Genomic DNA, 12,711 nt, shown 5'->3' with positions numbered 1-12,711 from the left:
ACTCATCATCAAAACTAGGGTTGATTTCCTACAAAAGTCATCCTAAGTTTTAGGTTATGAGCCTTTCCTTCTCCATTGTAGTAAATAATTCTTAATAAAGTTGAAGGATAAAAATGAAGATATTCTTAAGAAAATGGAAGACTATTAGCAAAACATTTACTTTACATTCTCTTTACAATTCATCCGAAAATTTAATCATTATTTTATGTCCAAATAGTATCTTTTTGTATTAAACAGAGAGGAATCTCTTTATAAATCCTATCTTCAAGGCCTTTATCTGTATTAGTAAAAACAAATACAGAGATACCTTTATTATTTTGTGAACAAATTGTATATTACAGGATTGTAAAGTTTTCTGTAGAATAGAAGAATTTTATGTAGATAATTTAAAGATTTTGTTATGATAGTAAAGTTTAGAGGCCAATTTATTTATATCCAGGAGGATTCGATTTACATGCTTAACTCAAAAAAACAAGACCCTTTCTTTATAGCTTTGCATAAAATTGCTGAGAATATGAGAGAGGCCGTACATTACGCAAATGATTTTCGTATTAACAGTGTGGCTGACCTAAAAGAGATTAGCATTACTATGAAAAATTACGAAACAGCTGGTGATAAGCTCATTCATGAACTAATCGTGATGCTAAACAAATCATTTATGACACCTATCGAACGCGAAGACATTCTAGAATTCGCAATTCGTATGGACGACGTATTAGATGGTACGGAGCATTGTATCGCTCATTTTGAAATGTTCTCTCTAACAGAAGTTGACGAGTCAATGCGTATTTTCTTAGGCTATATTTCAAAAAGTGCTGATGAAATTGTTAAAGCAACAGAAGAGTTAAAGAAAAAGAATCTTATTGGCATGCGCCCACACGCAATTCTTATTAAAGACTACGAGCGTGAATGTGATGAAGTGCAACGTTCGTCTATTAAGAAATTGTTTTTAAATGAAAAAGATCCAATTCAAATTATTAAATATAAAGATATATATGAACAACTTGAAGATATCGCTGATTATTGCCAAGACGTTGCAAATACTATGGAAACAATTATCATGCGTAACGCGTAATTAGGAGATGGGCACTTACAATGAACACAATCATTATACTTACTGTACTGGTCGTTATCTTTGCCCTAACATTTGACTTTATCAATGGCTTCCATGATACAGCAAATGCTATCGCAACCTCAGTTTCCACTAGAGCATTGAAGCCTCGTGTAGCTATCATGTTGGCTGCGACGATGAACTTTATCGGAGCTATTACCTTCGTCGGTGTTGCAAAGGCTTTAACAAAAGACATTGTAGATCCATTCTCTTTAAATGCCTTTGAAGGGGACACGACCGGATCAATCGTTATTTTAGCAGCATTAATCTCCGCTATTATTTGGAACTTACTAACATGGTATTTCGGTATTCCATCGAGTTCTTCACACACTCTGATTGGGTCCATTGCCGGTGCAGCAGTTGCATCTGCTGGCTTCGGAGTTCTAAACTACGGCGGTTTTACTAAAATCATTATGGCCTTAGTGCTATCACCAATTCTTGCGATTTGCGCCGGCTTTATTATGATGACACTGTTTAAATTATGGTTTAAAAACTTAAACTTATATCGTACGAATAAAGGTTTCCGTACGATGCAAATTTTCACTGCCGCAATTCAATCTTTTACACATGGTACAAACGATGCTCAAAAGGCAATGGGGATTATGACGATGGCGTTAATCGCTGGTGGTTTGCATACAGGAGATGAAATTCCGTTCTGGATACGAGCTGCAGCGGCAACTGCAATGGGGCTTGGTACTTCTATCGGCGGCTATAAAATTATAAAAACAGTCGGCGGTAAAATTATGAAAATCCGACCTGTAAACGGAGTTGCAGCAGATTTAGCATCTGCATCAGTAATCTTCGGTGCTACATTAATTCACCTACCAGTATCTACAACACACGTTATTTCTTCCTCTATCATGGGTGTCGGCTCTGCACAACGTGTACGCGGTGTAAACTGGGGGATGGCGCGTAAAATCGTAACTACTTGGGTTATTACAATGCCAATTTCTGCAGTTATGGCAGCTATTATTTACTTATTTTTATCGTTATTCTTCTAATTTGATCGCATACTAAGACTCCTGTTCCTTGTTGAACAGGAGTCTTTATATTGTCACACGACAAAAGGTGACACATCCTTTACACTATTTTAAAAAGGAGGACAGTATCTACAATGAAAACTTTTTCAGCTTTTATAACAGCCCACGCTAAAGCTATCGTAGCCTTATGGTTCGTAATTTTTATTACTTTGGCTATGTTTGCAATACAACTTCCAAGTAAGCTTCATGGAGACGGTTTTTTTGTTAAAGGAGATCATACCTACGTAACAAATGAGCTTGCAAAAACATTTGATTTGCCTTCGGATACAATTTTGGTCGTCTTCAATCCAGCTGACGATAAGAAAATTCAAGATACATTAAAAAAACTTAAAAAAATTAAAGAGATTCACTCAATCCAGTCACCACTTGATGATGCTTCTTTACAAAAGAATGGTATAGCTTATGCTATGGTTCACATTAAAAATAATGTTGATCATCTACCTGATGTTGTGAAAGACATCCGTTCATTAATAGAGAATGACGGTGTGAGCATTACAGGCGGGCCTGTTATTTCTGAAGACATCAATACAGCAAGTCAAAAGGATTTAGCATCAGCGGAAGCAATAGGCTTACCAATCGCTATTATAGTGCTATTACTTGCTTTCGGTACTGTCATAGCCTCAATCTTACCTATCATTATCGGCATTGTTACTGTTGTAACTGCGTTTGGAATTTTGACTTTGTTTAGCGGTAATGTCAATTTATCGATTTTTGTGTTAAATATAGTACCAATGCTTGGACTTGCGTTAAGCATCGATTTTGCCTTGTTGTTTATTAATCGATATCGCGAAGAACGTGCCCATACATCCATTGTTCAGGCTATTCAAACAGCTATACAGACAGCTGGCCGTTCTATCATCTTTTCTGCTGTTTGTGTCATGATCGGCTTAGGTGCCATGATTGTTATTGACGTCGAAATTTTCCACAATATCGCTTTAGGAGGCGCAATTGTTGTATTCCTTGCAGTACTTTCTGGCTTAACCTTGCTACCTGCTACGATGATGCTAATAGGAGATAACCTAAATAAATGGCGCTTATTACGTGTAAAGCCTGGTGGAGCAAATCGTTGGCGTAGCTTTGCTGGCTTTGTCATGAAACATCCTGTTACCATCGTTATTGCAGCATTATTATTATTAGGTATTGGTATGATTCCATTGAAGGATATTAAACTTACAATTCCTCAGGTGGATTCATTACCGACAAAATATGATGCACGTGCAGCCTATGATCAGTTAGACGAAACGTTCGGACTCGGTGATACCTCAACTTTATATTTGCTAGCAGAACGTAAAGAGGGCTGGGAAGATAGTGAGGCAAGAGAGCTTATTTTTAATATTCAAGAAAAATTACTTGATGATCCTCTAGTGAGTCATGTATCAACCATTTATACGACGGCTAACATTAAGTCACCTGAGGAACTAACAGCTTCTTTGAAAGTTCCACAAGTTGCAGAACAATTAAAACCAATACTAAATACGTTTTCTAAAGATAAGCAACTCTTTATCCCCATTACATTGGATGCAGCCGGTTCATCAACTACCGCTCAACAATTCGCTCGAACATGGAAAGATAAAGATTTAGGTGTCGATTTTGCTCTTGGAGGTCATGCGAAATTCAACCAAGAAATTTTCGATGAAATCTCCAGTAAAATTTTCTTGGCTGTATCCATTATTATCGTCTCAACGTTCTTTATTTTAATGCTCGCTTTCCGCTCTATTTTAATCCCACTGAAAGCGATTATTATGAATATCATTGGACTTTCATCAGCTTTCGGTATTCTCGTCTATATTTTCCAATATGGACATTTAGGAATTGAAGCCGGTAAGATTGTCCTTATTATCCCGGTAATTGTTTTTTGTCTTGTATTCGGCTTAAGTATGGACTATGAAGTCTTTTTAATATCACGTATTCAAGAGGAATATCAAAAAGGGGCCGATAATACACGTGCAACGATTGACGGTCTAACCTCTACAAGTCGTATCATTACGTCTGCAGCGCTTATTATGATTGTTATTACAGGGGCATTCGCTTTTACAGATGTAATGCCTGTGAAGCAAATTGGAGTCGGTATAGCTATTGCGGTCGCCATCGATGCAACTATTATTCGTCTAATGCTCGTTCCAAGTCTTATGAAGCTATTTGGGGACTGGAATTGGTGGCTACCCTTCGCGAAGAAACAAAATAGATAGGGATCAATTATGGCTTGGCATAATTGCGTCCGAAGTCGACTGAAAGAAGTAAAAAAAAATCCGCAACCTTCCGTGAGCTCTCCCTCACTCAAAGGTTGCGGATTTTTCTTATTTTGAATAAATACGGTCGTACCATTCTTTTGCAGCTTCTACCTCAGGCATTGTTAGTTGATGTCCATAATTAAACCATACTGTTGTCACATCTGCCCCAGCCGACGTTAAAAGCGCCTCTAAATCCTCAGATTCCTGAGCAGAACACATTGGATCATTTGTCCCAGCACCGATAAAGACAGGGATTAAAGAAAGTGTAGGCAATTCAATATCACGTCTAGGCACCATAGGATGATGCAGTATTGCACCTGCTAGAGCATCCTTATAATGGAATAATAGGCTAGCAGCAATATTCGCGCCATTAGAGTAGCCGATAGCAACCACTCGATTACGGTCAAATCCATACTGCTGTGCTGCTTCTAATAAAAAGTCATTTAATTCCTTCGTACGGAAAATTAAATCCTCTATATCAAAAACACCTTCCGCTAAACGACGGAAAAAGCGTGGCATACCATTTTCAAGGACATTTCCACGAACGCTTAAAATACTTGCTGTTTCATCAATTTCCTTTGCAAGGCCAATTAAGCTTTGTTCATTTCCACCTGTACCATGTAACAGTAAAAAAATTGGTTTTGTTTCATCTGTTCCTTTATGAAAAACGTGTTGCATTTACAGTCACCTCTCGATTATCTTGAATTCGAGATAATTGTAGCCTGTGGCAAAATTAAATTCAAGCTCTTTGACTTATTAATTTCTCGATTTTCACGATTCGGCTGTTCTTCATGGTCTTTATAAAACTTTGTAATTGTAAATACCGAAAATAAACAAACAGCTATAACAGCAACAATAACTACTCCCACTATTTTTTTCCCATTCATTCGTTATCCCCCGAATTACTTATTTCTTTTTACGAAAACCTTCTTCTAGTAAATATTCTTTCGCCGCTTCTTGTGTACCAAAGGCTTCCTCTAAATTTTCTCCATGATAAACATTCCACGAACGTTGCTCAAAGGCTAACTTTAATTGAGCACCTTCACGATTTTGCCAAAGCTCTTCAATCGGCTCTTGCTCTTCTTCTTCTGCCGATAAATATTGAATGGCATCTTCAATAATTTCACGAAGCTGTTGTTCATCGTAGTCTCGAATATTTACTAGGCCTTTATCGTTTGCTTCTTCCTCATAGCGCAATAAATCACCAACAAAAACGAAGCCGTTGCCATTTGGGTGTAGCTTTTCTACAACAATGGTCTTTTCATAAAGGCTGTCCATAAAGTGATAATTTAGGCGTTTCAATGAAATTTCCTTCTTCGTAAGTTCAGGAAATGAGTCGATGATGGCTTGCTTTTGTTCAAATGTTAGCATATAAAAATGCTCCTTTTCTATTCAATCTATCTTACAGTATAACTTATTTTTTCTGTTATATCGAAGTAAATTGGGCAGTTCTAAAAGTAAAATAGAGGCTCCTCTTCTATAACGTGTAGTTGATTTCCGTTCCGACTGGGCGCTTTGTTGCTGTCGCTTCGCTTTCGCACAGATAAAACACTTGTAGCTGTCGCTTTGCTGTCGCTACAGAAAACATTTGTTGCTGGCGCTTCGCTTTCGCACCGATAAAACATTTGTAACTGTCGCTTTGCTTTCGATCCAGAAAAGATTTGTTGCTGTCGCTTCGCTTTCGCACAGAAAACATCCGCTTCGCTGCAGGGTCCCGGGCCAACAGATGTTTTTTGCGCGAAAGCTTAGTGTTAACGTAGCGGCAGCAAAGTGTTTTTGTCTGTGCGAAAGCGTAGTGCAACGTAGCGACAGCAACAGCACGATGTTGCTCACGAAGGCGTTATCACAGGACGTGATGGTTTTAGCCTTCGTTCCTCTATTGCTAGATCCCCAAGGAGTCGCCCAGTCTCCACTCCAATCAACTTATTCACATGGCAAACCCTAAAAAAATAATAACCCTAACTTTTGATGATAAGACAAAAATAGTAGTATATTTACGAAAGCCAGAGCCTAATAATTATCTAATATAAAGGTAAAAAAATCCGCTTAAAACTCCCTGCGGATAAAGCAAGAGCACACCGATGCGGCTCATACCCTGTCCACAGAAAGAGAAGCGGATTTTACCATTTACAATATACTAAAATTCTTATGAAGGGCTTTTTCAGACAACCCTCACAAATTATAATCTTTTATTAAACATTTTATCTTTTACAAATCGAATAACATGAGCAACGTATAGTTCACGGTAAGGGACGAATTGTGCAGCACCTACTGGGCGCACAATTTTCGCTCGTTGTCCATCAGGGAAATATTCGTAGCCTTCAATATTCAGAGTAGCCGTTTCTCCTAAAAAGAATGCCTCTGCCTCATCAAGTTTTGCTCGAACGACCCCTGCCACTTCCTCATACTGCAATTTAAATGATTCCCAATCATGTTTGAACGGATATATATAAACATGACAAAATTCATTGTCAATCATGTTTTCTGAAACGATACTACATGATGTCATACCCATTTTAACAACTTCGTGTACGTCGACATCGAGCCCTAGCTCTTCCTTCACTTCACGAGTTCCTGATTCTACTGTCTCTACTGCTAATAGATGCCCTGCCGCTGTAATATCAAGCAAGCCAGGGTAGTCCTTTTTTTGTGAACTACGGATTTGGAAATAGATATAGTCCTCATTAACAAGCCAACAGTGGAATGTTTCATGCCACAGTCCTTTTTCATGTGCCTCTGCTCTAGTTGCTGTCCCAATCTGTTCATGCTGTTCATTAAAAACTTTCACAATTTCTTGTTCCATTTTTTTCGACTCCTATACCGACTTCGTTGCCTTTTTCTTAATCGCGTTACGTTCATCATAAATATTAGATGCGATCACTTTTACTACTGCATAAAATGGTACAGCAATGATAATACCAATGAAGCCTGCAATATTACCTGCTGCTAAAATAACTGTAATAACTGTTAACGGATGGATATCGAGTGTTTTCCCCATTACATTAGGAGTTATAAAGTTACTATCAATTTGCTGCGCCACGAGTGTAACAACAGACACCCAGATGACTAACACTGGATCCTGAACAATAGCCACAATCAGTGCTGGTGTAAAGGCGATCCATGGTCCAATAAACGGAATCATATTCATAAAGAACGCGAATATAACAAGTAGCAACGAATAGTCTAGACCTATAATTAAATAACCGACAAACATAATTAGTGCTAGTAAAAAACTAATTTGCAGCTGCCCTTGAATATAGCTACGTAAAACATCGTCAATTTCACTTAACGTCTTTTTCACCCATTCTCGACGTTCACCACTGAAATATTTATAAACTGACGGCGCAAATTTTTCATGATCCTTCAACATAAAAATAAAGAAAAACGGAATTAAAATAGCTAATAAAGAAACTGATACAACTGATTGTAAAAACGAAACTAGCCCCTTACTTGCTGCAACGGCAAAATGCTGCGCAGAATCTGCCATATTGTCGATAAAGTCTTTCAACTGTGGTGGGAAGTTATCCTTGTTTTTAAACACATAATCAGCTGCGTCCTGAATGCTAGCACTAATCATTGGTACATTTTTCACTAAATTATTTACCTGTACTGAAATCGGATTACCAACGATCCAACCAAAGCCACCAACTAGCGCTATTAGTCCAATGATTATCGTTAATATACTTGCCCATCTCGGCCAATTACGTTTTTCTAAAAACCTCTGAATCGGCTCCGTAACATAATACAAAACACCGCCAAGCAACAAAGGTATAAAAATAGCCTTTAAGATAATAACAAACGGCGAAAAAATCCAATGAATCTCTATAAAATATTTAATGATTAGTAGAGCAAGCAAAACCCCTACTCCTACTTGAAACCAAACTTTCCTCGTCACTTTTATTCACTTCCTTTTATCACAGATACTGAAAATACTACTTATATATTAACCATTTCGCAAGCATCCTACTATTTAATTTCCAAATAACAAAGTATTCAAAACAAAAAATTTGCAACCCTCCAACAGGAGAGTCACAAATTTTCATTAATGTTCTACAATGAACAGTTTATAATTTTGTATCTTCTACTGAATTTAAGTAATCTTCAATATCACCAATTACCGATTCAACACAGCCGTCCTCAAATGGTGAAATTAAGCCTGCTTCTTTTACAAGCTTCGTAAAGGACATAGAGCCGCCTAGACCACATAAATGAATATAGTCCTTCCAAGCAGCTTCAAATTCTTCACGTGAACGTTTCCAGAATTGGAATGCACAAATTTGTGCTAATGTGTAATCAATGTAATAGAACGGACTTGAATAAATATGTCCTTGACGTTGCCATATACCACCTGCTTCTAGATAGCTGTTATGATCATAGTCACGGTGTGGTAAATATGTCTCCTCAATTTTTTTCCACGCAGCTTTACGTTCAGCTGGTGTCATATTCGGATTTTCATAGATTACATGCTGGAACTCATCAACTGCTACACCGTAAGGAAGGAATAATAAGCCACTACTTAAGTGTGTGAACTTATATTTTTCTGTGTCTTCCTTAAAGAATAACTCCATCCATGGCCACGTGAAAAATTCCATACTCATCGAATGAATTTCACAAGACTCATATGTTGGCCATAAATATTCTGGGATTCCAATGTTACGACTTGAATAGACTTGGAAAGCATGTCCAGCTTCATGTGTTAACACATCGATATCGCCTGAAGTACCATTAAAGTTCGAGAAGATAAATGGTGAGTGATAGTTTTCGATAAATGTACAATAACCGCCACTCTCTTTTCCTTTCTTCGCCACTAAGTCCATTAATTCATGATCAATCATAAAGTTAAAGAATTCACCAGTCTCAGGTGATAGCTCTTCATACATTTTTTTACCGTTCGCAACAATCCATTCCGGATCGCCTTTTGGTGTAGCATTTCCTGATACAAAGTTGAATGCTTCATCATAGAACTTAAAATCAGAAATACCAATGCGCTTTGCCTGACGTTCATATAATTTTGTTGCAATAGGTACGATTAAATCACGAACTTGGTCACGGAATTTCTTTACCATATCTGCATTATAATCAATGCGATTCATTCGAATATAACCTAGCTCGACATAGTTTTTATAGCCTAATTTAACAGCGATTTCATGGCGCACCTTGACAAGTTCATCATACAGTCGATCAAATTCATCTTCATGGTCAGCAAAAAAGCCAAAGCGTGCATCTGTTGCCGCCTTACGCGTTACACGATCAGTAGACTCTGCATATGGTCCAAGCTGAGCAAGCGTTAAAGTTTCACCATTAAAGTCAATTTGTGCAGAGGCAACAAGTTTATTGTATTCTGAAACGAGCTTGTTCTCCTTTTGCATTAAATCAATGACTGCTGGTGAAAAACCTTTAATTTGATAGGTTGCTAAATCAAATAATTGCTGACCCCATTTTTCTTCTAGCTGCTCACGGAATGGTGAAACGATTAGCGCTTTATAATATTCTGTTGTTACCTCTTCCAACTCAGGTCCAACCTCGTCAAAATAATCGCGTTCTGCATGATAAAATTCATCATTTGTATCAATCGAAGCACGAATGTACACTAGGTTTGCCATCGTAGCGTAGTCGTTGCTCAATTCATTTAATTTCTCAATTATTTCACTTTGCTCGTCCATCGTTTGAGCACTTTTAAATTGCTCAATTAAGGATAATTGTTGCTCTTTCATTGCCTCGATATTCGGACGGCTGTATTCATAGTCTTTAAACATTTTCATTAAAGTCCCCTCTTTCTATCATATCCCTTGTGATATTTCTATTATATGCCAAATCTATACTATTAAGAAACAATTTAATAGCCAATTATATAGGTTTTTAATAACGCAGCCCTTTCACGTAGCTTTAACTTTATTTCTACTGATTTTGGCGTTTCTGCCGCAACGACATCTACTTCAAAACCTAAAGACTCAGCTAAATATTTTGCACGCTTCAAATGAAAATCATTAGAGAGAATCGTGATTTTCTTTGTTCCTTTAGGCAAAAGTTCTTTAGAAAATAGTAAGTTCTCATAAGTTGAAGTAGATTGTTCTTCTACTAATATTCTGTTTGTATCTATACCCTTGTCCTGTAAGTATTTAAACATTACTGAAGCCTCTGTCTGATCTTCATCCGCCCCTTGCCCACCTGAAACAATTACTTTTACATGAGGATATTTGTTTAAATACTTTACAGCCTCCTCTAATCTATTTTTCAAAGAAAGCGATGGAATCCCACCCGGTTTTACCTTCGCTCCCAGGACAATTATGTATGTAGCTGTTCCATTTGCAGCCGGCTGGACACCTTGTTTCATCTCCTCGCCTAGCCAAATAAAAACAACAATACAAATAGCAAGTAGTATAACCCCTAATCTCGTTACCCATTTTTTCACATTTCCTCCCCCCTTTACCTTTTACTAACGTTTAGGCATATAAAAAGGATGCTTGTACAAGAATTATTGTACAAACATCCTAATTGATTATCTTAATATAAAGCGCTTAATAGACTCCTGTAGTGCCGATATTTCATCTGTTAAATCACTGGAAGACTCACTAACAAGCTGAATGGCACGCTGTTGTTCATCAACAGATGCCGTTACTTCCTCTGATGCAGCAGCATTTTTCTCACTAATCATCGCAATACTTTCGATAGATTGCATAATGTTATCCTTTGAGTTATTCAAATATTCTACTCCCGCAGTCATTTCTCCAATGATAGTAATAATTTTCTCTACGGCCAATTCAATTTCCTTAAAGGATGACTCTGTTATGGCAACCGAATCATTTTGCTGATGAACAATGACGTTTGTTTTCTTCATCTCATCGTTCACTAAATTAGTTTCACTTTCGATTCCCTTTAAGGTTGTACGCACTTGCTCAGTTGCTACAGATGTTTGATCCGCTAGCTTCCGTACCTCTTCAGCAACAACCGCAAAGCCCTTGCCATGCTCACCGGCTCTAGCTGCCTCTATCGATGCATTTAATGCAAGTAGATTCGTTTGATCAGAAATCTCGGTAATGGTACCTACAATGCCTTCAATTTCCCTTACTTTCACGATTAAGCTATTAAATACAGCATAAACATTATTAATCAATTCTGAAGACTCGTGTGATTTCTCTTTTAAGCTGTTTAAATTTAAGAGCCCCTCTTGATTTGACCGCTTCATATGTCGAGATGCATCAAGCATTATTTCATTTTTGTCATGCAATACTTCAATCTGCTGAGCAAAATCAATGGCAGTTCTATTTGTATCTTCAGCTTCTGAAGCCTGCTTTACTGCACCGTCCGAAACCTCATTTGTCGCCTTTACTATTTCATCTCCATAAGCATTTGTTTCCTCTGCCACAGATGTTAAATTTGACGATGTCGATTGAATTTCTACAATTGCTTCCTCTACATCTGTAATTAATGTTTTCAGTTGATCAACCATTTCATTAAATCCTTCATTTAACTGACCAATCTCATCTGAGCGTTGTAGATTTTCAATTTCTACAGTTAAATTCCCTTTTGCTACCTCACGTACTCGTTTAGATAACTTTTGAACAGGTAAAGCTAAATGTCTCGAAACCATTATGACAACTACAGTACCTATAATAATGGCACCTAATAATGTAATACCAATAACGAGTAATAATGAATTAGCCCCTTTATTAAAGTCTTGCATATATGTACCCGATGCAATGATCCATCCCCAATTAGGATCCTTTGCAGAATAAATTATTTTATCAGCTAATACATCTTGACCCGGTAGCTCAAACTCATATTGTGTAAATCCTCCACCAGCAAGTGCTTTTTCGGTTACTTCCCGAATAAAATAATTGCCCTTACTATCTTGACCGTCCCATAGGTTATCCCCTTCTTTAGTCGGATGGGCTATAAATGTCCCTTTATCATCTAAAACATATATATAACCATACTCCCCTAAGTCTCCAGGATAATTAATTGGCCTCTTTCCTTCACTATCCTTTGGTCCTAGAAGTGCCTCCCTCACTCGCTCCTGTGCAACTTCCAAAGGAACGTCGCCCCTTTTAACACTCTCATTCGCAAGCTCGATTAATTGTAAAGTAGATTCAACACTGTTTTTAATAACTTGTTCGCCAATATTATCCATACTTTTTTTTGCTTTGCTATAACTAACCAAACCTATTACTAGACTAGGTATAATTAATAATGCTAATGAAATAATAATTAATTTCCCCTGTATCGAACGTAAAAACTTCATTCTTTAGCCCCCTTTTCCTCATCAATCACCATGACTATTAATCTATATTATGTTATGATTTTTAATTTTCTACAATGGGTAAAATGT

12 protein-coding genes are annotated in these 12,711 nt (G+C 37.3%); 3 read left to right on the top strand and 9 right to left on the bottom strand.

Going from position 1 to position 12,711, the window contains the following annotated elements; translation table 11 throughout:
* Positions 1-454: 454 nt before the first annotated feature.
* The 3 genes from ACZ11_RS02225 to ACZ11_RS02215 all read left to right on the top strand — a co-directional run bounded on the left by ACZ11_RS02225 (position 455) and on the right by ACZ11_RS02215 (position 4,340).
* A complete protein-coding gene (locus ACZ11_RS02225) occupies positions 455-1,075 on the top strand; it encodes a DUF47 domain-containing protein (RefSeq protein WP_049663287.1) in 621 nt (206 codons plus the stop codon).
* 20 nt (positions 1,076-1,095) lie between these two features.
* Positions 1,096-2,112 (top strand): inorganic phosphate transporter, encoded by a 1,017-nt coding sequence (locus ACZ11_RS02220; protein ID WP_049663285.1) that lies wholly within the window; start codon positions 1,096-1,098, stop codon positions 2,110-2,112.
* Between the two features lie 113 nt (positions 2,113-2,225).
* Positions 2,226-4,340 (top strand): MMPL family transporter, encoded by a 2,115-nt coding sequence (locus tag ACZ11_RS02215; protein ID WP_049663283.1) that lies wholly within the window; start codon positions 2,226-2,228, stop codon positions 4,338-4,340.
* 108 nt (positions 4,341-4,448) lie between these two features.
* On the opposite strand, the gene ACZ11_RS02210 is transcribed toward ACZ11_RS02215, so the two are convergent.
* The 9 genes from ACZ11_RS02210 to ACZ11_RS02175 all read right to left on the bottom strand — a co-directional run bounded on the left by ACZ11_RS02210 (position 4,449) and on the right by ACZ11_RS02175 (position 12,624).
* Positions 4,449-5,060: an alpha/beta hydrolase gene (locus tag ACZ11_RS02210; RefSeq protein WP_049663281.1), complete on the bottom strand. Its 612-nt coding sequence runs from the start codon at positions 5,058-5,060 to the stop codon at positions 4,449-4,451.
* Positions 5,061-5,077: 17 nt separating this feature from the next.
* Positions 5,078-5,269, bottom strand: a complete 192-nt coding sequence (locus tag ACZ11_RS02205) for a hypothetical protein (protein WP_049663279.1) — start codon at positions 5,267-5,269, stop codon at positions 5,078-5,080.
* A 19-nt stretch (positions 5,270-5,288) separates the two neighbouring features.
* Positions 5,289-5,753: a hypothetical protein gene (locus tag ACZ11_RS02200; protein WP_049663276.1), complete on the bottom strand. Its 465-nt coding sequence runs from the start codon at positions 5,751-5,753 to the stop codon at positions 5,289-5,291.
* A gap of 106 nt (positions 5,754-5,859) precedes the next feature.
* Positions 5,860-6,069, bottom strand: coding sequence for a hypothetical protein (locus ACZ11_RS25480; RefSeq protein WP_161804419.1), 210 nt, complete (start codon positions 6,067-6,069; stop codon positions 5,860-5,862).
* Positions 6,070-6,561: 492 nt separating this feature from the next.
* Positions 6,562-7,185, bottom strand: a complete 624-nt coding sequence (locus ACZ11_RS02195; RefSeq protein WP_049663273.1) for an NUDIX hydrolase — start codon at positions 7,183-7,185, stop codon at positions 6,562-6,564.
* A 12-nt stretch (positions 7,186-7,197) separates the two neighbouring features.
* Positions 7,198-8,277, bottom strand: a complete 1,080-nt coding sequence (locus ACZ11_RS02190; RefSeq protein ID WP_049663272.1) for an AI-2E family transporter — start codon at positions 8,275-8,277, stop codon at positions 7,198-7,200.
* Between the two features lie 169 nt (positions 8,278-8,446).
* Positions 8,447-10,144 (bottom strand): M3 family oligoendopeptidase, encoded by a 1,698-nt coding sequence (locus ACZ11_RS02185; protein ID WP_049663270.1) that lies wholly within the window; start codon positions 10,142-10,144, stop codon positions 8,447-8,449.
* Between the two features lie 74 nt (positions 10,145-10,218).
* The gene (locus ACZ11_RS02180; protein WP_049663268.1) at positions 10,219-10,794 is read right to left on the bottom strand and encodes a YdcF family protein; all 576 of its coding nucleotides are present in this window, start codon (positions 10,792-10,794) and stop codon (positions 10,219-10,221) included.
* Between the two features lie 87 nt (positions 10,795-10,881).
* Positions 10,882-12,624, bottom strand: a complete 1,743-nt coding sequence (locus tag ACZ11_RS02175) for a methyl-accepting chemotaxis protein (protein WP_049663266.1) — start codon at positions 12,622-12,624, stop codon at positions 10,882-10,884.
* Between the last annotated feature and the right edge of the window lie 87 nt (positions 12,625-12,711).

The sequence above is a fragment of the Lysinibacillus xylanilyticus genome, from assembly GCF_001183605.1.
Classification (GTDB): domain Bacteria; phylum Bacillota; class Bacilli; order Bacillales_A; family Planococcaceae; genus Lysinibacillus; species Lysinibacillus xylanilyticus.
Note: the sequence above shows the minus strand (reverse complement) of the source record. Positions and strands in the feature narration are given on the sequence as shown.

Excerpts from the sequence above, each read along its gene's own strand:
- ACZ11_RS02225 (WP_049663287.1), top strand. The coding sequence starts at position 455 with ATGCTTAACTCAAAAAAACAAGACCCTTTCTTTATAGCTTTGCATAAA.
- ACZ11_RS02220 (WP_049663285.1), top strand. The coding sequence starts at position 1,096 with ATGAACACAATCATTATACTTACTGTACTGGTCGTTATCTTTGCCCTA.
- ACZ11_RS02215 (WP_049663283.1), top strand. The coding sequence starts at position 2,226 with ATGAAAACTTTTTCAGCTTTTATAACAGCCCACGCTAAAGCTATCGTA.
- ACZ11_RS02210 (WP_049663281.1), bottom strand. The coding sequence starts at position 5,060 with ATGCAACACGTTTTTCATAAAGGAACAGATGAAACAAAACCAATTTTT.
- ACZ11_RS02205 (WP_049663279.1), bottom strand. The coding sequence starts at position 5,269 with ATGAATGGGAAAAAAATAGTGGGAGTAGTTATTGTTGCTGTTATAGCT.
- ACZ11_RS02200 (WP_049663276.1), bottom strand. The coding sequence starts at position 5,753 with ATGCTAACATTTGAACAAAAGCAAGCCATCATCGACTCATTTCCTGAA.
- ACZ11_RS02195 (WP_049663273.1), bottom strand. The coding sequence starts at position 7,185 with ATGGAACAAGAAATTGTGAAAGTTTTTAATGAACAGCATGAACAGATT.
- ACZ11_RS02185 (WP_049663270.1), bottom strand. The coding sequence starts at position 10,144 with ATGAAAATGTTTAAAGACTATGAATACAGCCGTCCGAATATCGAGGCA.
- ACZ11_RS02175 (WP_049663266.1), bottom strand. The coding sequence starts at position 12,624 with ATGAAGTTTTTACGTTCGATACAGGGGAAATTAATTATTATTTCATTA.